Annotated in this window: 1 rRNA gene; it reads right to left on the minus strand. The window is 44.5% G+C overall.

The features are described 5' to 3' along the window. Positions 1-216: 216 nt before the first annotated feature. A 16S ribosomal RNA gene (locus tag ABWU82_RS03605) occupies positions 217-1,730 on the minus strand. Between the last annotated feature and the right edge of the window lie 39 nt (positions 1,731-1,769).

Raw genomic sequence — 1,769 nt, forward strand, 5'->3', positions numbered from 1 at the left:
TTTTGATTGAATTTAATTGCTTAAATTCAATCGGAAAGATTGATGATAATATTTAGTTTACAAAGAACTACCTCTACTATTGCTAGTAGGAGAGTTTGCACTCTCAAAACTTAATAGAATCCGACCAATAGGCATTCTAGGTTAGAATGTTGAGCCCCATTGGATTTGTATAAAAATGTACACTATAAAGTACGTAAGTAATAAATTACTCCGAAGAAAGGAGGTGATCCATCCCCACGTTCTCGTAGGGATACCTTGTTACGACTTAACTCCAGTTACCAATCCTATCCTAGACGTCTGCCTCCTTGCGGTTAACATAACGGTTTCAGATATTATCAGCTCCCATAGTTTGACGGGCGGTGTGTACAAGACCCGAGAACGTATTCACCGCGACATGTCTGATTCGCGATTACTAGTGATTCCAACTTCATGGAGGCGAATTTCAGCCTCCAATCCGAACTGAGAACGACTTTTTCCGATTGGCTCCACCTCACGGTTTGGCAACGGTTTGTATCGTCCATTGTAGCACGTTTGCGGCCCTAGATATAAGGGGCATGATGATTTGACGTCATCCCCACCTTCCTCTGCCTTGCGACAGCAGTCTTGCTAGATAAATTAACTAGCAACAGGGGTTGCGCTCGTTGCGGGACTTAACCCAACATCTCACGACACGAGCTGACGACAACCATGCACCACCTGTCATCCTGTTAACCTCCACTATATTTCTATAGCTTTGCAGGAGATGTCAAACCTAGGTAAGGTTCTACGTGTATCGTCAAATTAAGCAACATGCTCCACCACTTGTGCGGGTCCCCGTCAATTCCGTTTGAGTTTCATTCTTGCGAATGTACTACCCAGGCAGGTTATTTAATGCGTTAGCTGCAGCGCCGACACGTTCGTGCCGACACTTAATAACCATCGTTTACGGTGTGGACTACTAGGGTATCTAATCCTATTTGCTCCCCACACTTTCGAGCCTAAGCGTCAGTGATAGCCTAAGTTCTCGCCTTCGCCACCGGTGTTCTTCCATATATCTACGCATTCCACCGCTCCACATGGAATTCCAGAACTCCCTACTACACTCCAGATTACCAGTTTTTGATACAAACCTTCGTTAAGCAAAAGTCTTTCATACCAAACTTGATAATCCGCCCGCGCTCGTTTTACGCCCAGTAAATCCGGATAACGCTTGCATCCTATGTATTACCGCGGCTGCTGGCACATAGTTAGCCGATACTTATTCAAATGGTACAGTCAAATCATAATCATTTCCTATTATGACCGTTCTTCCCAAATAAAAGAATTTTACAATCTGTAAGACCTTCATCATTCACGCGGCATTGCTCCATCAGGCTTTCGCCCATTGTGAAAAATTCCCTACTGCTGCCTCCCGTAGGAGTATGGGCCGTGTCTCAGTCCCATTGTGGCTGTTTTACCTCTCAGTACAGCTACACGTCATTGACTTGGTGAGCCGTTACCTCACCAACTATCTGATATGCCGCACCCTCATCTAAAGGCGGTCCTGTAAAGGACCTTTCAATATTTCTTCATGCGAAGAAGTATTGGTATTCGGTATTAGCTAGTCTTTCGACCAGTTATCCCCATCCTAAAGGTAGATTGGATACGTGTTACTCACCCGTTCACCACTAAGCACAAGTGCTTCGTTCGATTTGCATGTATTAGGCATGCCGCCAGCGTTAATCCTGAGCCAGGATCAAACTCTCAAAAAATTGACGGATTCTATTAAGTTTTCAAAGAACTAACTGTTG

It is taken from the genome of Ureaplasma ceti, assembly GCF_040369755.1.
Lineage (GTDB): Bacteria > Bacillota_I > Bacilli_A > Mycoplasmatales > Mycoplasmoidaceae > Ureaplasma > Ureaplasma ceti.